This is a genomic window from Streptomyces sp. NPDC002795, assembly GCF_042888725.1.
Classification (GTDB): Bacteria; Actinomycetota; Actinomycetes; order Streptomycetales; family Streptomycetaceae; genus Streptomyces.
In genome coordinates this window covers 82,215-102,931 of record NZ_JBIAQB010000006.1, presented here as the reverse complement: position 1 = coordinate 102,931, position 20,717 = coordinate 82,215, and the positions used below count along the sequence as shown (strand labels likewise).

Below are 20,717 nucleotides of genomic sequence, written 5' to 3'. Positions count from 1 at the left end.
CTGAGGAGAGCGACCGTGCAAGAGTTTTCACCAGAGGTGGCCGACGCCCTCATCTCCTTCGGCTGGTCGCCGGATCGACGGGTGGACCCCTCGGAGTGGATCGAGCCCTTCGAGGAAGAGGGACTGGATGCGCCTCCGGTCGTCCGGGAATTCCTTTCCCGGTTCGGCGGGCTGCGCTTCAACGTCACGGGGACCGGGATCAACGTCGCGCGGGCACCGTTCGAGATCGACCCGCTGCTGTGCGTCGGCGAGGAGGACCGGTTCCTCGGGTACGGAGCGGACCTGGGGGTCGCGATGTTCCCGCTCGGCGAGCTCGAGAACGGGCACTTCTTCCTCGGCATGGACGAGAACGGCGTCATCTACCTGGTCATCAACTGGATCGCCCGTTACGGACCGTGGCCGGAGGCAATCGACATGCTGGTCCGAGGCGTGAAGCCGGAAGAGATCGCCGTCTGACCGGTGGGACCGTGACCGACGGAAAGTGAGGTGACGTCCATGGCGCGTCCACCGTTGTCCGACTGGCAGGACATATTCGGGTTCTCCGACGACCCGACCCCGGGCGACGCGGAGATGCTCGGCAGACTCGCGCGCGGCTACCGCTCGGTGGCCGACGACGCGGGGGACGCCCTGCCCCTGCTCTCCGGTCTTGAGAACGACCAGGTCGGCGAGGGCCGGGCCATGGACAAGCTCCGGGACAAGCTCGGTGATCTGACCGAGCAGGTCCGCAAGTTGCACAGCTCCTACGACCGGGCGGCCGGCGCGCTCGACACGTACGCGCACTCGCTGCTCGACATGCAGCACAAGGCCGACAAGGCGCTGGAGGACGGCCGGGAGGCCAAGGAGCGGCTGGAGTCGGCCGCCGAGGTGGTGAAGGCCGCCGGCGCGGACATCGGCCGGCTGGACGCCGCGCACCATCCGCCGGACGACCCCGAGGCCCGCGCGAGCATCCGCCGCGCGCTGGACGAGGCGCGCGGCGAGCAGTCCTCGGCGCAGCGGCGGTCGGACGACGCGCAGGGGGAACTTGATGCCGCCCGGGCGCTCGCGGAGGACGCGCGGCAGGTGCGCGAGGAGGACGCCGCCGCCGCGGCCCGTGCGCTGGACGACGCCAGGGAGGAGTCCGTCGATGGCTACAGCCTCTGGGAGCGGATCCGGAAGGTGTTCAGCTTCGTCCTGGGCATCATCAGCGGTGTGCTGGGGGTGCTGGCCATGCTGGTGCCCGGTCTGCAGGGCGTCGGACTCGCCCTGTCCATCGCCAGTTTCGTGACCGGCGCGACGGCGTTCGGGATCAACATGTCCATGAGCGCGGAGAAGGGCGAGTTCAACGTCCTCGGCATCGTGCTGAGCAGCATCGGTCTTTTCCTCGGCGGCGGCGCCGTGCTCAAGGGCGTCGGTTCGATCGCCAAGTCGGTCACGTCCGCGGTGAAGGTGGGCGGGGCGAGTGGCGGCATCAGCAAGGTGAGCAGTGGGCTCAACCAGTTCCGGGGCGAGTTCAAGCAGATTCCCGAGGCCATGGGGAAGGTGCCCAGGAACATCTGGATCTCCGGCAAGGACTTCAGGAAGCTCCCCACCGACATCGCCAACGCGGTGAAGGGGATCGGATCCAAGATCGACGATCTCGCGTTCCTGGCCAGGGCGGCGCGGAACCCGACCAGTGCGGTGAGCTCGGTGCTGCGGAACGTTCTGGCGAACGGGTTCCGGTTCCCCGCGTCGTCCCTGAAGCTGCCGACCTTGGACGGCCTGCGCGGCCTCACCCACGCCTGGACCCGCACGGACGTGGCCGGCTTCGCCCTGGGCGTGGTCGGTCTGGGCTACGGGCCGCTGGCCTACACCGGTCACACCACCCCGCCGGTGCACGACGACAGCTACCTGCCCGGCACTCCCTGACCGGGAGGCGTGCACGGGCGCCCGGACACAACGCGAGGGCCCCGCACCGGCCGAAGCCGGTGCGGGGCCCTCGCGCGTGCCGTGCCCGTCGGGTCAGCTGCCGGCCGACGGCAGCACCGTCTCCGGAACCTGCACCGTCCTCAGCACCCCGTCCCCCAGATGCAGGATCGCCCGGCCCGGGCGGCTCGCGCCCAGGCGGCTGCGGGGGATCTTGACGCCGATCAGTTCGCCGTCGCTCATGTTCTGCGGCTTCAGGAGCAGGCCGCAGCGGTTGCGGCGGGCCTCCGTGTGCCAGCCGGAGAAGCCGGAGGAGAGGCGGTCGGTCTGGCCCGCGAGGACCAGGCCGCGGCCGGTCTCGGCGCCGGACTTGGCGATCGGCGTGAGGACCGACTCCGCCTTCGACTTCAGCAGCAGGTCGGCGTCGTCCAGGATCACCACGGCGCCCTTCGGCGCGGAGGCCAGGGCCTGTTCGAGGGCGGCGGGGTCGATGTCGGACTCGTCGAACACCGCGAGGACCCCGGGCCGTCCGGCGAGCCGGCGCAGTGGTGACCTGACGGGCGCGCCGATGACGAGGGGGGTCCTGACCGAGAGCAGTGACATGGCCAGTGTCGACAGGACCGTGCTGCGGCCCGAGCGGGCGGGGCCGGAGACGATGAACGTCGGCGTGACGGAGAAGTCGGGGCCGAGCGCCGCGAGTTCGTCACCGCCGACGCCGGACAGGGCCCAGCGCGGCGACGGCAGTGGCCGCGGCACGTACTGGATCGCCTGCTCCCAGGTGAGCCGGTCCGGGAGGGTGTCGACGCGGAACGGGCGTGTGGTGGCCGGGAGATGGGCTGCCTGTTCGCGGCAGTGTGCGGCGATCTGCTGGAGTGCTCCGGCCTGTGCCTGGCCCTCGGGGTTCTGTGTGAGGAGCGCGATCTGCACCTCCGCCTTGTCGGCGGCGCGGAAGGCGCGGCCCGGCGGGATCTCGTCGGGCACGGCGCGCTGGGTGATGCCGATCTGCCCGTACTCGGACTTCTCGTTCAGCTTGAGGACGAGCTTGTCCTCGGTGGAGCCGTTGACGCGGCTGGAGAACAGCGCCCGGTCGCCGGTCATCAGCAGGTGGATGCCGGCGCTCGCGCCGTCCCGGAGCAGGGTCAGCACGGAGGTCAGCAGGTTCCCGGAGTCGTACTCGCCGAGCTGCTTGTCGAAGACCTCCCAGCGGTCGATGAACAGCACGATGTGCGGCGGGCGTTCGGTCTCCGGCAGTGCGCGGCGCAGTTCCGCCAGGTCGGCGCTGCCGCGGGCGGCGAGCATCTCCTGGCGGCGGCCCAGCTCGTCGGTCAAGCGGGCGAGCAGCCGGGCCACCCGGTCGGGCTGGGTGCGCTGGGTGATGGCTCCGCAGTGCGGCAGGCCCTCGATGGGCAGCAGCGCGCCGTTGCCGCAGTCGATGCCGTACATGTGCAGCTTGTCGGCGGAGTGGGCGAGGGCCATGGAGCCGGCGATGGTGCGCAGCGTCTGGGACCTGCCCTGGCGGGGCGAGCCGATGATGTGCAGGTGGCCGAGCGTCGCCGGGTCGATGACCAGGGCCTGCCGGGCCTGTTGTGCGGGCAGGTCCACGACGCCGTACGCGACGGGCGCCAGGTCGTAGTCCGAGGGGGTGGGCGGCGGGAGTTCGCCGGTGACGAGGACCTCGGGCAGCGGCGGGAGCCACGGGCTGTGCTGGGCGGGGATGCCCATCTGCTGGTCCGCTTCCCGGATCGCCGTGACGAGCCCGGTGAGGTCCGTCTCGACCTCCGCGGGCGCGGCCGCGGCGCGGGGCCGCGCCGGGAGCGGTTCGCCGAGGCGTTCCCAGCCGACCGCCACCGCCCAGGGCGCGGGCAGCGAGGCCGTCGTGGCGCCGGGCCTGCGGCCGCCGACGCGTCCGGACTGGAACGGGACGAGGGAGTTCTGGCCGAGGCGGACGTAGGCGCGGCCCGGGTTGCTCTGCGAGATCCCGGCGGCCTCACCGGAGTTGAGGACGTCCTGGCTCTCGCCGGAGTCGGTGACCCGCAGCGCGATGCGCAGGTTGGTGTTGGCGCGGATCTCCGAGGAGACGACGCCGCTGGGGCGCTGTGTCGCGAGGATCAGGTGGATGCCCAGCGAACGGCCCCGCTGGGCGATGTTGACCAGGCCCTTCACGAAGTCCGGCAGATCGCGGACCATCGAGGCGAACTCGTCGATGACGATGAGGAGTCGGGGCATCGGGTCGCGGCCCGCTCCCGGCTCGCGCTCCAGGAGGTCGATGTAGTCCTCGATGTCCTTGGCGCCGACCGCGGCGAGGATGTGCTCGCGGCGGGTGAGTTCGGCGGTCAGGGAGACCAGGGCGCGCTCCACGAGGTGGGCGTCGAGGTCGGTGACCATGCCGACGGTGTGCGGCAGGTCGACGCAGTCCTTGAACGCGGAGCCGCCCTTGTAGTCGACCAGTACGAAGGTCATCGCGTCGGGGCGGTTCGCCACGGCGAGCGAGGCGACGATGGTCTGGAGGAGTTCGGACTTGCCGGAACCGGTGGTGCCCGCGACGAGGCCGTGCGGTCCGTCGCGCTTCAGGTCGAGGTGGAACGGGCCGTCGAGGGAGACGCCGACGGCCGCCCGGGTCGAGCGGCCCCCGGCCAGCCAGCGGGCCCGGATGCCGGCGGCCTGCGGCGGGTCGAGGGAGAGGACGTCGAGCAGTCGCGCGGAGCCGGGCAGCACCGCGGCCTCCTCGTCGCCGCCGCCCGGGTCGCGCAGCGGGCCCATCGCGCGGGCCAGCGAACGGCAGTAGTCCGCGGAGACCGTGTCGGGCCTGATGCCCGTGACGGTGCCGCGGCCGGAGCGGCCGACCCGGATGCTGCCGCCGGGCTCCTCGGCGACGACGGCCTGGCACTCCTCGGGCAGCAGCCGCTCCTCGGCGTCCAGGCAGATCGCGCGGACGCCGACGGCCGGTCCGTCGCGCAGGATCTGCGTCACGCCGGGCAGCGAGCGCAGCCTGCGGGCGCCGTCGAGGATGACGAGCACGTCGGGTCCCGCAGGCTTGCCGCGCCGTTCGGCCGCCGTCGCCGTGGCGCGCTCGGTGATCAGCGCGGTGAGTTCGGCGACGCGGCGGGCGCAGGTCTCCGTGCCGTAGCCGATGCTGGCCGGGGTGTCGCCGGACTTCTTGCGCACGTGCGGCAGCCAGCGCAGCCAGGACCAGCCGTCGCGGCCCTGCTCGCCGGTGGTCAGGAGGTGGATCTGGAGGTCGCGGGGGCTGTGCAGGACGGCCGCCTGGGCGACCGTCCAGCGGGCCACGGCGCGCGCGGCGGGCCCCTGTCCCGCGATGCCGAGGACGTTGTGCTCGCGCAGCGGGACCGTCACGGGGACGTCGTACGCGGTCCACGGGTCCTGGCGGCGGTGCTCGTCCTTCGTCGGGTCCTGGAGCACGACATCGGAGTCCATGTCGGCGGTTCCGACGCGCAGTTCGAGGAAGTCGGCGTCGTTCATCCGGCGCTCCCACAGGCGGCGCCGGGGGCCGACGGCGGTCAGGACGACCTCGGCCGGGTCAGGGAAGCCGCGGCGCCGGGCGGTGCGTTCGGAGACGAGGGCCTCCGTCGCGTCGCCCTCGATGCGCGCCTTCTTCTCCTCGTACTCGGCGACGTTGTCGGAGTGGGACTGACGGCCGGTGCGCCGGCTCATCACGTAGTTGCCGATGACCACGACCGGGGAGAGCAGCCCGAACAGCAGCATGGTCATGCGCTCGAAGACCATCGCGCCCACGACGGCCATCACCAGCGGGGCCGCCGCGGTGATCCACGGGAGCGGGCGGGCGGCGAGCGGGGCGGGCGGCGATGGCAGCGTGAAGCGGGTGGTCCGCTCGGCGGGGCGAAGGCGCGGCGGCCGGTTGTAGTCCCAGCCGGTGCCGTCCTCGGAGGGCTGTACGGCCGCGTCCGGCTTCTGCGGCAGGGCGAGTTCGAGCAGGCAGTCCCCGACGAGGAGTTGGGCGCCGACCGGCCAGGTGGCGGCCTCGGTGACGTCCTCGCGGTCCAGTTGCAGGGAGCCGCCGCCCGTCGCGGAGGCGTCGGGCGCGACCCGGCAGCGTCCGCCGGGGCCGACCGTGAGCACGGCGGCCGGGCGGTCGGGGACGGCGCGCAGCACTTGGGCGGAGCCGTCGTGGCCGAGGCCGATCCGGTACTCCCCCATGTCGATCCGGTGCACGGAGCCCGCTCCGGGGCCGCCTGCCACCCGGACCTCCACCAGGCCGTCCGGTTCGGTGGCCGCGGTGCCGGCCGGGCGGCCCAGGCCCACGATGGAGGCGTGTTGCAGCGGCGCGTCCCGCAGCCGCAGGTCCGCGGGCAGCAGCCGGTCGTCGGCGTACAGGCCGAGGCCCTCCGGGGGCCGGTGGACGCCTCCCGCCCCGGCCAGCGCCTCCGCGACAGCGCTCATGGGCGTGTCGGGATCGGCGTCGAGATGGACGTCGAACGCGTCACCGCCCACCTCGACCACGGTCAACATCAACGACACGAAAACGTCCTCCAGCCAGGGTGAATGGGGGCCTGGGCAGCCGCGGTCGACGGCTCCCGTACCACTGACGTGACTACGGGGCCGACCGGCGGACGGTTCACGGGCACTTCCTGTGAACCATCCGCCGACCGGCGCCGTAGTCGCCATCGGGTGCACGGCGCAGCGACCGTGCCGCTCCCGTTCTGTGACAAGGAGTCAGTGGATGATCTGGTACGTCCTGGCCGCGGTGCTGGGTCTTGCGCTGATCGCGGCGGTGGTGGTGCTGGTCGTCACGGAGCTGCGGGGCCGCCCGCCGAAGCCGGTCAAGGCCTCGGCGGCCGTCACGGGCCGGGCGGCGCTCGACGTGGTCGACGCGGGCCTGCGCCGGCTGACGGGCGAATGCCTGCGCTCCGGCAGGTCGTTGCCCGATCTGTACGCCGTCGTCTACTCGGAGCGGCGGCTCGGGCTGCTGCTCGCCGGGGCCCGGGAGGACGCGCCGGCGCCCTGGAAGGCCGAGCAGGACGGCGAGCGCTGGACGATCTCTCCCGATGATCTGCACCGGCCGGGCCCCGACGGTGAGCCGGCCCTGCCGTACGCGCTGACGGTGACGGTGGGCCTGGAAGGGCCCGACCGTGTGCTCGTCGACCTGTCCCGCGCGGCGGGCCCCGTCTCGGTGACGGGCCCGGACGACGAGGTGCGCCGGATGGCGCGGGCCCTCGTCCTGGAGGCGATCGCCGGTCCTGTGGGGGCGCTCGCCCAGGTCACGCTGGTGGGCTCGGTGGCCGACGGCCGGCTCCTCGTCGGCGACGAGACGCGCAGCTCGCGGCTGCACAGCGCGGCCAGCCTGGAGGAGGCCTTCGCCGGCGCGGCGTCGGCGAACGCGGGTGTACCGGCTCCCGGTTCGGCCGATGTCACGCAGGTGTTCCGGCTGATCGAGGGCACCAGTCGGCTCGCCGTACAGGGCGAGGTGCCCCACCTGTTCGTCGTGGACGCCACTCAACTCCCGCGCCGGGAAGGGGTGCTCGCGGGCCTGCGGCGCACGGACGCCCTGCTCGTGCTCGGCGAGGCGCCCACGGGGTGGCGCTGGCGCGCCGGCGCGGACGGCTCGCTCGACACGGGACCGCTCGGCCTGAAGATCACTCGTCATGCGGGACGGCTGGCCGACTGAGTGTCATGCGGCCTCGTTGTCCGCGACGCCGTGCGCGTACAGCCCGCGTCTGTTCAGTGCCTCGCGCATGGCGCGGGCGGCGTAGTACGTGCGGGACTTGACGGTGCCTGGTGGCACGCCGAGCACCTTGGCCGTCTGGTTGACGGTGTGTCCGAGGTAGTGGACGTGCAGCAGGACCTCGCGCTGGGACGGCCGCAGGTCTCCCAGTGCCTCGACGAGGACCTGGGTGGTGAGGATGTGGTCCACGTTGTCGGACACCGGCAGGTGGGCGAGTTCGGGGTCGCCGGTCTCCGGCGGTCTGGCCTGGCGGGCCCGGTGGCCGTCGATGACGAGGTTGCGCAGCGCGGTGAACAGCCAGGGCCGCGCCGAGTCCGCGGTCGGGTCGAGTTCCGCGGCATGCCGCCAGGCGCGTATGGCGACTTCTTGCAGAATGTCCTCGGCGCGGTGCCAGTCGCCCTCCAGGCGCCGCGCGGCGAACTGCAGCAGCGCGGTGCCGTGGAATTCGTAGAGCGCTCTGAGGAATTCTTCGGGCTGGAGGTCCGCGGCGTGGGGGCCGGGTATCCGGTCTTCGGGCGAAGCGCTGGCCGACAAGGGCCTTTCCTCTCCGGATCGTCTGTGGGGGAAGACGGGTTCCGCCGGGTGCGGGGAGAACCGACAGGCACTGCCGCGGGCCGCCGTGCGCCCGTGTGGCGCGCGGCGGCCCGCGGCGGCGGTGACGTTCGGCGCGTCGGTGCCGGTCAGCCCGGTTCGTGAGAGGAGAGCTCACTCACCTCACGGGTCGTCAACTCGCGGTCGTAGACATGCACGTCGGCGATGTCACCGTTCCAGTAGTCGGTGGCCTTGCCGCCGAACTTGCCGCGTCCGATCATCACGCTGCCCGTGGGCTTGACGCCGCTGGAAGCGACCCTGGTTCCAGCGGGCTTGCCATCCACGTAGATCCGCATCCGGTGGTCCTTCTGACTGTACGTGCCGGTCAGGTGGTACCAACGGTCGGGCTGGGGCTCCTCGGACGACTCGGCGACGGTACGGGCGCCGGGGAAACTGAAGGCGAAGTTCTGGTCCTGGCCCGAGTACTGGAGGAAGAACGCGCTGTTGCGGTCGCCGTCCTGGGACAGCGCGGTGTGCATGCCCTTCAGGTTCTCGTCGGCGAGGCGCACGCGCGCGGCGACGGAGTAGTCCTTGCCCGCGGTGTCGAGGCGGGTGTTGGTGTTGGCGTATCCGCTGGTGCCGTTCAGTTGAAGGGCGCCGCCCTCGGGGCCCTTGGTCCACTTGACGCCGTCGCCGAACACGGCGTCGTGCTCGCCGACCTTCGCGGTGCCGGACCGGTGCAGCGGCCACCATCCGAGGCCGTCAAGGGTCTTCGCGCTGCCGCTCGGGCTCGGCGACGCGGCCGGCTTCGCCTCGGCCTGCCCGTCTCCGGAGTCCTGGCCGCGCACCAGTTGGACGCCGACGAAGACCAGCGCGGCGGTCAATACGGCGATCGTGCTGATAAGCGCCCATCTGCGCGTCATGAAGTTCCTCAGAAGTGCGGCATAAACGTGTCACTGGTTGGCTACGCACCCCGGCCAAAAACGGTTCACCATGCACGCAGCGGCCGACCGGTGACACCGCCGCGACGCCTCCGCGACACCTGGGGTGGCACCGCATGGCGCCATCTGGCACCACGTGGCGCCAAAGGGCTTGCGCATGGCGCCACCATGGTGCCACTATGACGTCATGGACCTCACGCCCTACGTCGACACTCTTCACCGCGAGCTCGCGGTGGCCGCCGAAGCCGGCGGGGACGAAGCACGCGAGCTGGCCGAGCGGCTGACCGCTCCGCTGGAGTCGGCGACCCGGCTCACGATGCTCAACGTGCTCTCCGCCGCCATGGACGAGATCACCCGCGACCTGGCGCCCGGTTCGGTCGACGTACGGCTGCGGGGGCTCGACCCCGAGTTCGTGGTGACACCACAGCCGCGCGAACGCGACACCCCGGCAGCACCCGCCGAGCCCCTTCAAGCCCCCGCCGCGCCGCCCGCCCCCGAGACCGACGAAGGCGGCACCGCCCGCGTCAACCTGCGCCTGCCCGCCCACCTCAAGGCCCGCGCCGAGGAGGCCGCGAGCCGCGAAGGCCTCTCGGTCAACGCGTGGCTGGTGCGCGCCGTGTCCGCATCGGTCGACGGCGGCGCGGCGCCCCGTACGACAGAGAAGACCCGCACCGTCGGACAGAGCTTCACGGGATGGGTGCGCTAGCCGCACGCCCGTACCGCCCGCACCACAGCCAACAGAACGGCACACCACGTCCCACCAGCGGGGACGCCCCAACGAGCCAGGAGGACGGGACAGCCATGCCTACTTACGAGACCCCCGAGGCCATTTCGGTCAACGCCCACGTGGGCGCCGGTTCCATCCAGTTCACCGCGAGCGAGCGCCCCGACACCGTCGTCGAGGTGCGGCCCGGCAACCCGAAGCGCGGCAAGGACGTCAAGGCCGCCGAGCAGACCGAGGTCTCCTACGCGCACGGCGTCCTCACCGTCAGGACGACGGAGCGCCGCATGATCGGCCCCAGCGGAATCGTGAACGTCACGGTCGAGCTGCCCACCGGCTCGGCCGTCGACCTCACCGGCTCCTGGACCCATGTGACCGGCGAGGGCCGGCTCGGCAAGGTCGACGTGAAGACCTCGGGCGGCGACTTCCGCCTCGACACCACGGGGCCGCTGCGCCTCAAGTCGTCGCACGGGTCCATCCGCGTGGACCGGGTCGAGGGCATGGCCGAGATCACCGCCAGCTCCAGCAACGTACGGGTCGGCCTCATCGACGGTCACGCCGTACTGAAGAACTCGCACGGCACCACCTTCCTCGACGCCGTGACCGGCGACCTGCGGGTGAACGGCGCCCACGGCGACATCGAGGTCGGCCGCGCCGAGAGCTCGGTCGCCGCCACCACCGCCCACGGCGCACTGCGCATCGGCGATGTCGCCCGCGGCACCGTCCAGCTGGAGACCAACTTCGGCGCCATCGAGGTCGGCATCCGCGAGGGCACCGCCGCCTGGCTCGACGCCGACGCCGACAACGGCCAGGTCCGCAACAACCTCACCGCCTCCGAGGCGCCCGCGGAGTCCGAGGACTCCGTCAAGGTCCGCGCCCGCACCAAGTGGGGCAACATCGACATCCGCCGCGCCAAGGCCTGACCGCAACCGCAACCGCAACCGCACGGACCCAACTCCCGTACGCAACGCGGCACTTCACCAGCACCTCCGCCAGCACCTCCACCGGCACCTTCGCCGACACCCATCACCCCGCACCCTCACACCGGAGGGCCCCATGCCTTCATCTGTCATGTCCACATCCACCCACGGCGAGACCGGACAGGTCCCGCTCGCCGTCTCCACCGTCGGCCTGCGCAAGTCCTACGGCGACAAGACCGTGCTCGACGGCATCGACCTGAGCATCCCCGCCGGTTCCGTCTTCGCCCTGCTCGGTCCGAACGGGGCCGGGAAGACGACGACCGTGCGGATCCTGTCCACGCTCGTCGACGCCGACGGCGGGCAGGCGCAGGTCGCCGGGCACGACGTCGCCGGATCGCCGGACGGCGTGCGCGCCGCGATCGGTGTCACCGGGCAGTTCGCCGCGCTCGACAACATGCTCACCGCCGAGGAGAACCTGCTCCTCATGGCCGACCTGCTGCGGCTCGGCAAGCGCGAGGGCAGAGAGCGGGCGAAGGAACTCCTCGAACGGTTCGGCATCGCGGATGTCGCGGGCAACCGCGCTGCCACCTTCTCCGGTGGCATGCGCAGGCGCCTCGACCTCGCCATGACGCTCGTCGGCGACCCGCAGGTGATCTTCCTCGACGAGCCGACGACCGGGCTCGACCCGCGCAGCCGCCGCACCATGTGGGAGACCGTGCGGACCCTGGTCGCCGGCGGCGTCACCGTCTTCCTGACCACGCAATACCTCGAGGAGGCCGACCAGTTGGCCGACCGGATCGCCGTGCTCGACGGTGGCCGGATCGTCGCCGAGGGCACCGCCGACGAGCTCAAGGCGCAGATCCCCGGCAGTCACGTGCGGCTGCGGTTCAACGACTGGTCCGAGTACGAGCGGGCGGCCGAGGCCTTCCCCGGTTCGGCCCGTGACGACGAGGAGCTCGCGCTGCGGATCGCGGGCGACGGCGACCTCGCCGCGCTGCGCACTCTGTTCGACCGGCTGGACGCCACCGGCGTGCAGGCCGCCGACTTCTCCGTGCACACCCCCGACCTCGACGACGTGTTCCTCGCCCTGACCGGCGACGGCACCGACGCCAACCCGCTTCACGTCAAGGAGACCCTGCGATGAGCACCCTCACGTACGCCGTGCACGACTCGATGACGATGACGCGGCGCAACATCAAGCACGCCCTGCGCTATCCCATGGTCTCGCTCGGCGCGTCCATGATGCCGATCCTGATGCTGGTGCTCTTCGTGTTCGCCTTCGGGGACTCGATGTCGGGGGGCGCGGGACGGGACGCGTATCTGGAGTACCTGACGCCCGGGATCGTGGTCATGGGAGTCGCCTCCGGGGCCATGTCGACCTCGATCGCGGTCTGCCAGGACATGACCGAGGGCATCATCAACCGCTTCCGCACCATGAACATCACGCGCTCCTCGTTCATGACCGGCCATGTCATCGGCAGCCTCCTCACGACGATGGTGAGCCTGGTACTGGTCGTCGCCGTGGCCATCGCGCTCGGCTTCCGGCCGGACGCGAACCCGGCCGAGTGGCTGGCCGCGGCGGGGCTGCTCGTCGCCATCACGTTCGCGATCACCTGGCTGGCGGCGGCGCTCGGGCTGAAGTCCAAGACGGTCGAGTCGGCGAGCAACAAGCCGCTGCTCATCCAGTTCCTGCCGTTCCTCGGCTCCGCCTTCGTGCCGGCCGACTCGATGGCGCCGGGCCTGCGCTGGTTCGCCGAGTACCAGCCCTTCACACCGATGATCGAGACGCTGCGCGGACTGCTCACCGGTTCCGCGATCGGGAACGACGGGTGGGTCTCGCTCGCCTGGTGCGCCGCGATCACCGTTCTCGGCTACGTCTGGTCGCGCAAGCTGTACAACGTCAACACCGAACGCTGACCGCATGGTTCACAGTGGGGGCTCCGCCCATCGCGGAGCCCCCACTCACGTGTTCGCGTCGCCGCGCGCGAACGCCACCGTCAAGTCCCTCACCAGCGCGTTGCGTTCGTACTCGTCCAGCTCCACGATGCCGCGCCCCGTGAGCCGTTCGAGCGTGTCCTCCACCGAGTCGACGACGCTGGTGAGCACGCCCGCCCGCTGCCGCGCGTCGAGCGCCGCGATCCGGCGGCGGTGCATCGCGTCGGCGACCTCCGGCGCGTACTCGATGCGCGTCGGGCGCACGGCGAGCACCTCGACGCCGATCGCCGCGCACTCCTCGGACAGCACCTGGGCCAACTCGGCGCCGACAGCCTCGGGATCGCGCAGGGTCGGCGCGGACTCGTGGAAGGCCCCTGGCGGCAGCCGCGAGAACACCCGGGCGAGCGCCACCTCGATCTGTCCCCGCAGATACGCGTCGTGGTCCTGCACCGCGAACAGGGCCCGCGCGGTGTCCCGCACCCGCCACACCACCAGCGCCTCGACGCGCAGCGCCATCCCCTCCGCGTCGACCGCGGGCAGCGGCTCGCTGCGCCAGTGCCGCAGCCGTACGTCGATCCGGCGGCGCAGCACGAGCGGGTTGACCCAGCGCAGTCCGGTGCGCCGCACGGTGCCGCGGTAGCGGCCGAAGAGGCTCAGCCCCAGCGCGTCGCCCGACCTGCACCGGGTCAGGCCGCCGAAGGCCAGGACGGCGAGCACCGCGCAGCCCGCGACGTACGCGCCCCGCGCCGCGCGGACGGTGTCGTCGCCCCGCGCCTGCGCGCCGGGCCCGAGGAAGTCGGTGACCGTGTCCGGGATCCAGCCGAGCAGCCGGCACCCGTACAGCGCGCCCGCGAGCGCCAGCGCCCCTGCCGCCGCGCCCAGCCAGCCGGGCAGCGACCACCCCGCCCGCTCGACGACTTCGTCCCGCTGCCCCATCGGCCCTCCCGAATCCCGTGAACACGACCTCGCCACACTCACGTTATGCGGCAATAGGCAGAAAATGCCGGAATTCAAACAGGGCGCGGGTTCACTCCAGGGCCGGGGCCTCAATCGCCGTAGAGCTCCCCGATCTCCCGCTCGTACGCACTCAGGACGGCCCGCCGCTTGATTTTCAGGGAGGGCGTGAGCATTCCGTTCTCCTCGCTGAACTCGCCCTCCACCAGCGTGAATTTACGGATCGACTCGGCGCGGGAGACGGCCTCGTTGGCGTAGTCGACGGCCTTCTGGACGTCCGCGACGATCCTCGGGTCGCGGATCACCTCGGACATCGGGGTGTCGGCGGGCATCTTGCGGACGCCCAGCCAGTGCGCGACGGACTCCGGATCCAGGGTGATCACGGCGCCGATGTAGGAGCGGTTGTCGCCGACGACGATGCACTGGCCGATGGGCGAGCGGCTGCGCAGCCGGTCCTCCAGGACGGCGGGCGAGACGTTCTTGCCGCCGCTGGTGACGATGATGTCCTTCTTGCGCCCGGTGATCCTCAGATAGCCGTCGCCGTCCAGCTCTCCGAGGTCGCCGGTCGCGAACCACCCGTCCCCGTCCAGGACTTGGTCGGTCGCGGCCTGGTTGTTCCAGTACGCGCCGAAGACGATGCCGCCCTTGATGAGCACTTCGCCGTCGTCCGCGATCCGGATGGCGCTGCCGGGCACGGGCAGGCCCACGGTGCCGGGGCGGGGCCGGAGCGGCGGGGTGATGGTGGCGGCGGCCGTGGTCTCGGTGAGGCCGTAGCCCTCGTAGATCATGACCCCGGCGGCGTAGAAGAACAGATTCAGATTGCGGTCGAGCGGCGAGCCGCCGCTGATCGCGTACCGGAGCCGTCCGCCGAGCTCCTTGCGCACGCGCCGGTAGACGAGCAGGTCGTAGAGCCCGGCGGCAAGAGTCAGACCGAGGCCCGGCCCCTTCCCCCCATCCAGGAACCGCTCCAAGTGCTGCTCACCGAACCGCACCGCGATCCGGTCGGCACGGTCGAAGGACGAGCCGCGCCCGAGCTTCTCCGCCGTCGCGCGCCCGGTGTCGTGGATCTTCTCGAAGAGATACGGCACGCCGACCACGAACGTCGGCCGGAACGACCGCAGTTCGGGCCGCAGCTCGTCGGGCTTGATGCTCGGGCAGTGTCCGAGCTCGATCCGGGCGAGCATGCACGCCACCTGGATCGTCCGCCCCAGGATGTGCGCGAGGGGCAGGAACAGCAGCGTCGACGCGGACTGCCCGGTGATCGCCTTGAAGATCGGATGGAGCAGCTCGACGGTGTTCGCGGCTTCGGCGTACAGGTTGCCGTGCGTGAGGACGCAGCCCTTGGGCCGGCCGGTGGTGCCGGAGGTGTAGCAGACGGTCGCGATGGTGTCGGGGGTGAGCGCGGCCCGCCGCTTGACGACCTCCTCGTCGGCCACGCCGGCCCCCAGGGCGGCGAGTTCGAGCACAGCACCCGCATCGATTTGCCGAATGCCGGGACGGTCGCCCTCGGGCAGTCCGGCGACAGCCTCCTCGGCCGCTGCGGCGTTCTCCGGCGTCTCGACGATCATCATCGTCGCGCCGGAGTCCCGCACGATCCACTCGATCTGCTCGGGGATGACGTCGCGTAGATGGGCACGGTCTGCCCGCCCGCGGCCCAGATCGCGAAATCGAGGACCTGCCACTCGTAGCGGGTGCGCGACATGAGCGCGACTCGCCCGCCTGCCTCAAGGCCCGCCGCGATCAACCCCTTGGCGGTGGCGGTCACTTCACGGGCGAACGCGGCGGCGGTGACCGGCCGCCACTGGTCCCCCTCCTTGCGCCGTACGACGACGGAGTGCGGCTCGTCCTCGGCGTTCACGAACGGGATGTCAGCGGGCGTGGAACCGTCCTTCGGCGGCTCGGCGAGCGCCGCGACGCGCGCCTCGCGCACGGCGCCGTCCTCGCCCCTGACCAGTTCGACCTTGGCGCGATCGGCGAGGTCGCCACGCTTCCCGGCCCGCTTCAGATCTTTCCGTACGCCCATGACGGCTCCCGTTGCGCGGCTGCCCGACTCGTACTTACTGGGGAGTCAACTTACCTACGCGTAGGGAAAATTCAATGGAGAGGTACGAATCGGTGACGGGGCGACTTCCCGGCACCGTGCGCAGGCCCTACGGCGCCCAGACCTCCCCGTCGAGCACGTCCCGCATCCCCACCCACACCATGTTCATCAGCCGCAGTGTGATGCCCTCCGGCGACTGGCCCGGGTTGCGCTCCATCCAGTCGGTGAGCGAGTCGGCGGCGCCCACGAGGGCGTGCGCGACGAAGTCGGCGTCCCCGTCGCCCAGTTGGGAGCCGCGGCCGCTGTCCGAGATGCCGTCACTGATGAGCCCTGCCACCTCGGCCATGATCGCGCGCCGCGCGTCGGCCACGGCCGCGGCGATCGCCTCGCTCAGCTCGGAGGCCTGCCGGTGCTGCACCACCCAGCTGTCGCGGTGCTCGGCGACGAACGCGAAGAACGCCGATAGCCCGGCGTGCAGCCGCAGTTCGGGCGCGGCCCCCGCGCCCCGCGCGGCCTCCTGGAAGGCGCCGACGAGCCGCCCGGCCTCCCGCCTCAGACAGGCCAGAAACAGCCCCTCCTTGGAATCCAGGTACAGATACACCATCGGCTTGGAGATCCCGGCGAGTTCGGCGATCTCATCCACGGACGCGGCGTGGTAGCCACGCTTGGCGAAGACCCGCACGCCCACGTCGATGATCTGCTGCTCACGCATCTCGCGCGGCATGCGCTTCCTTCGCGCCGCCGTACGCCCTTGAGCCACTCCCGATGTGCCCGTCACTCTGCCCAGCCTACTAAACAGTAAGGTCGCAACAGGGGCCATAGAGCTCGGAACGGAACAGGGCCATGGAACGAGGAGAGTGAGCCCATGAGCGGTGCCGAGGAGATCGCGGCGCTCGACTTCGCGAGCGTCACGCCCGAGGAGTTCGCGCGGCTCGTGAAGGGGCTTCCCGCGAAGGAGATCAACCGGATCGCGCGGGACGAGACCCTGCGCACCCGCGTCCTCAAGGAGGTCTTCGGGCGCGTGGAACGGCAGTTCAGGCCCGACGCCGCGGGCTCGCTCGAAGCGCTCATCCGCTGGAAGGTCACCGGCCAGGGCGAGATCCCCGAGGCGGTCTACGAAACGAAGATCGCGAACGGCACCTGCACGGTCACCGAGGGCCGCTCGGACGCGGAACCGCGCCTCACCCTCGTCATGGGCGACGCCGACTTCCTCAAGCTGGTCTCGGGCAACTCCTCGCCCGTCACGCTGTTCATGACGCGCAAGGTCAAAATCGCGGGCGACGTGGCGCTCGCCGCCCGCCTGACCCGCTACTTCGCGATCCCCAAGGCGTGAGGGGAGCGGGTGCGGGGGTGCGCGGCTTGGGACTGTGGCGTAGGACTACGACCTCGCCGTAGTCCTACGCCACAGTCCCTTACGACACCACGTCCTTGCGCGCGAACCCCCGGAACGCCAGCGCGAACAGCACCACCGCGTACGCCACCGACACCGACGCCCCCTGGATCATCCCGCCCCATTCGGGCTGCGCCTGGATCGCGTCCGCCCAGGCGAACTGCCAGTGCGCGGGCAGGAAGTCGCGCCAGTCGCCGAGCGCGGTGACCGCGTCGAGGACGTTGCCGACAATGGTCAGGAAGACCGCGCCGCCGACCGCGCCCAGCGGGTTGTCCGTCTTGGTGGAGAGCCAGAACGCGAGCCCCGCCGTGACCAGTTGGGACACGAAGATGAACGCGACCACGGCCAGCAGGCGCTGCACCGCCGTGCCCGCCGGCAGCGCACCGCCGGTCGGGATGTCGAGCGGCCCCCAGCCGTACGCCACCGCTCCGACCCCCAGCGCGACCAGCGGGAGCAGCAGCATCGCGGCGAGGCTGAGGCCGAACGCGACGGCCAGCTTGGACCACAGGAGGCGGGCCCGCGGCACCGGCGCCGCCAGCAGATAGCGCAGGCTCGACCAGTTCGCCTCGGAGGCGATCGTGTCGCCGAAGAACAGGGCCACCGGGATGACCAGCAGGAACCCGGCGGACACGAACAGGTTCGTCGCCGCGAAGTTCGCCGCCGATGCCGTGGCCGTGTCCATCAGGTTCACGCGCCCGCCGCCGTCGTCCCCGCCGCCGCCCGGCTCCCCGCCGATCGCGAACGCGGCGACGAGCACGAACGGGAGCAGGGCGAGGACGGCGCCCATGACGAGCGTGCGCCGCCGCTTCACCTGGCGTACGAGCTCCACGCGCAGCGGGAGCGTGCGGCCCGGGCGGTAGCCGTGGGCGAGTTCGGGCACGTCGTGCGCCCCGGTCTCGACTCCGGTCGTCGTCATGCCGGGGTCCCTCCGATCAGGGTCAGGAACGCGTCCTCCAGGCGGCGGTGCGGGCCGAGGGAGCGCACCGGTATGTCGAGCCGCACCAGCTCCGCGACCAGCCGGGCGGCCGGGTCGGATCCGGTGGCCGGGTCCGGGTCCGCGTCCGGGTCGAGGCGGACCAGCAGGCCGTCGTCGACACGGAGCACCGATTCCACGCCTCCGAGGCCGCCCACCTTCTCCACGACCGCGTCGGAGACCTCGCCCGCGATGCCGACGAGCAGCGTGTCGCCGGAGCCGACGATGTCCGCGACGGGGCCCGCCTGGACGAGCCGGCCGCGGTCCATCACCACGAGGTGCGTGCAGGTCTGCTCGACCTCGGCGAGGAGGTGGCTGGAGACGATGACCGTGCGTCCTTCGCGGGCGTAGCGGATCATCACCTCGCGCATCTCGCGGATCTGCGGCGGGTCGAGCCCGTTCGTCGGCTCGTCGAGGATGAGCAGGTCGGGGAGGCCGAGCATGGCCTGGGCGATCGCGAGGCGCTGGCGCATGCCCTGCGAGTACGTGCGCACCGCGCGCGCGAGGGCGTCGCCGAGGCCCGCGATCTCCAGTGCCTCTGCGAGGTGCGCGTCCCCGGCCGGGCGGCCGGTCGCCTTCCAGTACAGCTCCAGGTTCTCCCGGCCCGAGAGGTGCGGGAGGAAGCCCGCCCCTTCGACGAAGGCGCCGACGCGGGACAGGACCGGGGAGCCGGGCCTGATGGCGCGGCCGAAGACCCGGATCTCGCCCTCGTCGGGACGGATGAGGCCCATGAGCATGCGCAGCGTCGTGGTCTTTCCCGCGCCGTTCGGCCCGAGGAGGCCGAGGACCTGGCCCTGTTCGACGCGGAAGGACAGGTCGCGCACCGCGTACCGGTCCGTGGAGCCCGCGTACTTCTTACTGAGGTCCGTGATCTGGAGCGGGACCTCGGCGAGCGCCGGGTCGGGCGCGGGCGCCGATGTGCGGCGCCGGGCCGTCACCAGCAGTCCCGCCGCCAGTACGAGCGCCCCGGCGGGCAGCCACCACACCCAGGAGGGCAGCGAGTCGGCCTGGGTCCGTACGTCGGGGGCCGTGGGCACGCTCAGGCTGTCGCGCACGGAGACCTCGTACGCCGCGGGCTCGTTCGGCGACGCGAAGCCGAGGTCGGTCGCGGAGAGCACGAGCCGCAGCTTGTGGCCCTTCTGCACCTCGTGGTCGATGGCGGGGAGCGCGATCCGCACGTCCTTGCCCGCGCCGTCCGCGCCGGTCACCTTGACCGGCGTCACCAGCTGCGAGGGCAGCACCTCACGCGTCCCGCCGGGCCCGGAGTCGTACACCTTCGCGAACAGCACGGCCGTGCCGGTGGAGGACTTCACGTGCGCGGTGACCGACGGGGAGCCGGTGATGCGCACCGAGTCCTTGAGCGGCGCCGAGTCGAAGCGCGCGAACTGGCCGGGGTATTCGAGGGAGAAGCCCGCGCCGAGCGATGTCGACAGGTTCGACACGCTGCCGAGGCCCGGCACCGAGGAGATCGACGGCGGTCCGCCGCCCGGCGGGTTCTGGAACGTCTCGGTGGCCGACTTCAGCGGTACCGCCGTGCGCCGCTCGCCGCGCAGGCCGGGGTACAGGTCGCCGCTCGCGCCGCGCAGCGTGGCCGCGCCGTCCGTGGAGTCGACGCCGCCGGTGCGGGTGACGCGGAACGCGGGGCCCGTGTCGACGTTCTCGTCCTTCAGGTAGCGGTCGAACCAGGACGTCACACGGCCTTGCAGCCGGTCGACCTCCATGTCGCCGCCGTCGTGCCCGCCGTTCAGCCAGTCGACCTCGACCGGCGCTCCGTTCGCCTTGACGTGGCGCGCTATCTCGTCCGCCTGGCCGAGGGGGAAGAGCGAGTCCGTCTGGCCCTGGGCGATGAACGTGGGGACCTTGATGCGGTCGCCGACGGCGGAGGGGCTGCGCTCCTCCAGGAGCTTGCGCGCCGCGTCGTCCGGCTCTCCGGAGACGGCGACGCGCTGGTACATGTCGCACAGCTTCTTCTCGAAGCGGCCGCAGGCGAGCCCGGCATCGCTGGTGCGCGTGCCCGCCGGCGCGGAGCCGGAGGTGAAGAAGGCGCCCGCCCACAGCTTCTTGAAGACGTTGTTGGGGAACAGCGCGTCCGCGAGGTTCCAGTACGTGATCTGCGGGGCGATCGCGTCGACCCGCTTGTCGTGGCCCGCGGCGAGCAGCGAGACCGCTCCGCCGTACGAGGCTCCGGTGACGCCCACGCGCGGGTCGCCCGGTTTGTCGAGTTCCACCTCGGGGCGCTCGGCGAGCCGGTCGATCATGCGTGAGACGTCGGCCACTTCGTGCTTCGGGTCGTTCAGGCCGATCTTGCCGCCGGACCGGCCGAAGCCGCGGGACGACCAGGTCATGACCGCGTACCCGTGGGCGGCGAGCTTCTCCGCCTGGGCGCGGACGTCGGCCTTGCTGCCGCCGAAGCCGTGCGTGAGCAGCACCGCGGGCCGCTTGTGGGACGGATCACCCGCGGTGAAGTACGAGGTGTCGACGCGCACCCCGCCGCCCATCGGCATCATCCGGTCCTGCCGGTGTACGGCGGACGCTCCACCGGAGTCCGATGCCGCCGCCGAAAGGCCCGTCCACGTACCCGCCCCCGCGAGCACCACAAGGGCCGCCGCGACGGCGATCCACCGCCGCGGCCACCCGCGTACCCGCTCGCGCCACAGGCGCCGTCCAAAAGACATGCGTCAACGGTATGCGCCACCGCTGACAACCACCGCATCCGGTGGTCGGAGCCT

At 71.8% G+C, this 20,717-nt stretch carries 15 protein-coding genes and 1 pseudogene; 8 read left to right on the top strand and 8 right to left on the bottom strand.

Going from position 1 to position 20,717, the window contains the following annotated elements; genetic code table 11:
• Positions 1–15: 15 nt before the first annotated feature.
• Positions 16–456, top strand: coding sequence for an SUKH-3 domain-containing protein (locus ACFYWS_RS19245; protein WP_389277647.1), 441 nt, complete (start codon positions 16–18; stop codon positions 454–456).
• Between the two features lie 39 nt (positions 457–495).
• On the top strand, positions 496–1,884 hold the full coding sequence (locus tag ACFYWS_RS19240) for a hypothetical protein (protein WP_389277644.1): 1,389 nt from the start codon (positions 496–498) through the stop codon (positions 1,882–1,884).
• A gap of 93 nt (positions 1,885–1,977) precedes the next feature.
• Here the strand turns inward: ACFYWS_RS19240 and ACFYWS_RS19235 are convergent, their stop codons facing one another.
• Positions 1,978–6,369 (bottom strand): FtsK/SpoIIIE domain-containing protein, encoded by a 4,392-nt coding sequence (locus ACFYWS_RS19235; RefSeq protein WP_389278823.1) that lies wholly within the window; start codon positions 6,367–6,369, stop codon positions 1,978–1,980.
• A gap of 211 nt (positions 6,370–6,580) precedes the next feature.
• Here ACFYWS_RS19235 and ACFYWS_RS19230 point away from each other — a divergent pair, with 211 nt between their 5' ends.
• On the top strand, positions 6,581–7,525 hold the full coding sequence (locus tag ACFYWS_RS19230; protein ID WP_389277641.1) for a hypothetical protein: 945 nt from the start codon (positions 6,581–6,583) through the stop codon (positions 7,523–7,525).
• A 3-nt stretch (positions 7,526–7,528) separates the two neighbouring features.
• Here ACFYWS_RS19230 and ACFYWS_RS19225 read toward each other — a convergent pair whose 3' ends face one another.
• Positions 7,529–8,116, bottom strand: a complete 588-nt coding sequence (locus ACFYWS_RS19225; RefSeq protein WP_389277638.1) for a sigma-70 family RNA polymerase sigma factor — start codon at positions 8,114–8,116, stop codon at positions 7,529–7,531.
• Positions 8,117–8,262: 146 nt separating this feature from the next.
• On the bottom strand, positions 8,263–9,036 hold the full coding sequence (locus ACFYWS_RS19220) for a LamG domain-containing protein (protein ID WP_389277635.1): 774 nt from the start codon (positions 9,034–9,036) through the stop codon (positions 8,263–8,265).
• Between the two features lie 205 nt (positions 9,037–9,241).
• On the opposite strand from ACFYWS_RS19220, the gene ACFYWS_RS19215 reads away from it, so the two are divergent.
• From ACFYWS_RS19215 to ACFYWS_RS19200, 4 genes are all read left to right on the top strand, one after another.
• Positions 9,242–9,760, top strand: coding sequence for a toxin-antitoxin system HicB family antitoxin (locus tag ACFYWS_RS19215; RefSeq protein WP_389277632.1), 519 nt, complete (start codon positions 9,242–9,244; stop codon positions 9,758–9,760).
• A gap of 95 nt (positions 9,761–9,855) precedes the next feature.
• Positions 9,856–10,698: a DUF4097 domain-containing protein gene (locus tag ACFYWS_RS19210; protein ID WP_389277629.1), complete on the top strand. Its 843-nt coding sequence runs from the start codon at positions 9,856–9,858 to the stop codon at positions 10,696–10,698.
• A 148-nt stretch (positions 10,699–10,846) separates the two neighbouring features.
• Positions 10,847–11,839, top strand: a complete 993-nt coding sequence (locus ACFYWS_RS19205; protein WP_389277626.1) for an ATP-binding cassette domain-containing protein — start codon at positions 10,847–10,849, stop codon at positions 11,837–11,839.
• Positions 11,836–12,612, top strand: a complete 777-nt coding sequence (locus ACFYWS_RS19200; protein ID WP_389277623.1) for an ABC transporter permease — start codon at positions 11,836–11,838, stop codon at positions 12,610–12,612. The genes ACFYWS_RS19205 and ACFYWS_RS19200 overlap by 4 nt, the downstream gene beginning before the upstream one ends.
• Before the next feature lie 45 nt (positions 12,613–12,657).
• Here the strand turns inward: ACFYWS_RS19200 and ACFYWS_RS19195 are convergent, their stop codons facing one another.
• From ACFYWS_RS19195 to ACFYWS_RS19185, 3 genes and pseudogenes are all read right to left on the bottom strand, one after another.
• Entirely contained in the window at positions 12,658–13,566 is a 909-nt protein-coding gene (locus ACFYWS_RS19195) for an SPFH domain-containing protein (RefSeq protein ID WP_389277620.1), read from the bottom strand.
• A 110-nt stretch (positions 13,567–13,676) separates the two neighbouring features.
• A pseudogene (locus tag ACFYWS_RS19190) lies at positions 13,677–15,607 on the bottom strand (AMP-dependent synthetase/ligase).
• Positions 15,608–15,734: 127 nt separating this feature from the next.
• Positions 15,735–16,349 carry a TetR/AcrR family transcriptional regulator gene (locus ACFYWS_RS19185; RefSeq protein WP_389277617.1) on the bottom strand — a complete coding sequence of 205 codons (615 nt, stop codon included), beginning with the start codon at positions 16,347–16,349 and terminating at the stop codon, positions 15,735–15,737.
• 141 nt (positions 16,350–16,490) lie between these two features.
• Between ACFYWS_RS19185 and ACFYWS_RS19180 the strand changes: the two genes are divergently transcribed.
• Positions 16,491–16,958, top strand: coding sequence for an SCP2 sterol-binding domain-containing protein (locus ACFYWS_RS19180; protein WP_389277614.1), 468 nt, complete (start codon positions 16,491–16,493; stop codon positions 16,956–16,958).
• A 79-nt stretch (positions 16,959–17,037) separates the two neighbouring features.
• Here ACFYWS_RS19180 and ACFYWS_RS19175 read toward each other — a convergent pair whose 3' ends face one another.
• Both ACFYWS_RS19175 and ACFYWS_RS19170 read right to left on the bottom strand, forming a co-directional pair.
• Complete coding sequence (locus ACFYWS_RS19175; RefSeq protein WP_389277611.1) at positions 17,038–17,931, bottom strand: ABC transporter permease; 894 nt, start codon at positions 17,929–17,931, stop codon at positions 17,038–17,040.
• Positions 17,928–20,663 carry an alpha/beta fold hydrolase gene (locus ACFYWS_RS19170; RefSeq protein WP_389277608.1) on the bottom strand — a complete coding sequence of 912 codons (2,736 nt, stop codon included), beginning with the start codon at positions 20,661–20,663 and terminating at the stop codon, positions 17,928–17,930. The genes ACFYWS_RS19175 and ACFYWS_RS19170 overlap by 4 nt, the downstream gene beginning before the upstream one ends.
• Positions 20,664–20,717: the final 54 nt, after the last annotated feature.

What these genes read in the sequence shown, in the direction of transcription:
- ACFYWS_RS19240 (WP_389277644.1), top strand. Translation starts at nt 496, where the DNA reads ATGGCGCGTCCACCGTTGTCCGACTGGCAGGACATATTCGGGTTCTCC.
- ACFYWS_RS19235 (WP_389278823.1), bottom strand. Translation starts at nt 6,369, where the DNA reads ATGTTGACCGTGGTCGAGGTGGGCGGTGACGCGTTCGACGTCCATCTC.
- ACFYWS_RS19230 (WP_389277641.1), top strand. Translation starts at nt 6,581, where the DNA reads ATGATCTGGTACGTCCTGGCCGCGGTGCTGGGTCTTGCGCTGATCGCG.
- ACFYWS_RS19220 (WP_389277635.1), bottom strand. Translation starts at nt 9,036, where the DNA reads ATGACGCGCAGATGGGCGCTTATCAGCACGATCGCCGTATTGACCGCC.
- ACFYWS_RS19215 (WP_389277632.1), top strand. Translation starts at nt 9,242, where the DNA reads ATGGACCTCACGCCCTACGTCGACACTCTTCACCGCGAGCTCGCGGTG.
- ACFYWS_RS19210 (WP_389277629.1), top strand. Translation starts at nt 9,856, where the DNA reads ATGCCTACTTACGAGACCCCCGAGGCCATTTCGGTCAACGCCCACGTG.
- ACFYWS_RS19205 (WP_389277626.1), top strand. Translation starts at nt 10,847, where the DNA reads ATGTCCACATCCACCCACGGCGAGACCGGACAGGTCCCGCTCGCCGTC.
- ACFYWS_RS19200 (WP_389277623.1), top strand. Translation starts at nt 11,836, where the DNA reads ATGAGCACCCTCACGTACGCCGTGCACGACTCGATGACGATGACGCGG.
- ACFYWS_RS19195 (WP_389277620.1), bottom strand. Translation starts at nt 13,566, where the DNA reads ATGGGGCAGCGGGACGAAGTCGTCGAGCGGGCGGGGTGGTCGCTGCCC.
- ACFYWS_RS19185 (WP_389277617.1), bottom strand. Translation starts at nt 16,349, where the DNA reads ATGCCGCGCGAGATGCGTGAGCAGCAGATCATCGACGTGGGCGTGCGG.
- ACFYWS_RS19180 (WP_389277614.1), top strand. Translation starts at nt 16,491, where the DNA reads ATGAGCGGTGCCGAGGAGATCGCGGCGCTCGACTTCGCGAGCGTCACG.
- ACFYWS_RS19175 (WP_389277611.1), bottom strand. Translation starts at nt 17,931, where the DNA reads ATGACGACGACCGGAGTCGAGACCGGGGCGCACGACGTGCCCGAACTC.
- ACFYWS_RS19170 (WP_389277608.1), bottom strand. Translation starts at nt 20,663, where the DNA reads ATGTCTTTTGGACGGCGCCTGTGGCGCGAGCGGGTACGCGGGTGGCCG.